Origin of the sequence: Paracoccus sp. S4493 (genome assembly GCF_000967735.1) — a bacterium.
Taxonomy (GTDB): Bacteria; Pseudomonadota; Alphaproteobacteria; order Rhodobacterales; family Rhodobacteraceae; genus Paracoccus; species Paracoccus marcusii.
Genome location: NZ_JXYF01000467.1, coordinates 1 through 243, shown reverse-complemented (window position 1 = coordinate 243; position 243 = coordinate 1). Strand labels below are relative to the sequence as shown.

General features: G+C 67.1%; 1 pseudogene. It reads left to right on the top strand.

The annotated features are described in order from the left end of the window. Positions 1–243 (top strand): annotated as a pseudogene (locus TW83_RS18500) (homoserine dehydrogenase); the annotation flags it as partial.

The window sequence follows — 243 nt, the reverse complement described above, 5'->3', positions numbered from 1 at the left end:
GCCGCCGTCGCGGGCGGCATCCCGGTCATCAAGTCGATGACGGAGTCGCTGGCCGGCAATCGCATCACCCGCGTGATGGGCGTCATGAACGGCACCTGCAACTATATCCTGACGCGGATGGAAAGCGCGGGCCTGCCCTATGACGCCGTCTTCGAAGAGGCCCGCCAGCTTGGCTATCTGGAGGCCGACCCGACGCTGGACGTGGGCGGCATCGACGCGGGCCACAAGCTGGCGATCCTGTCG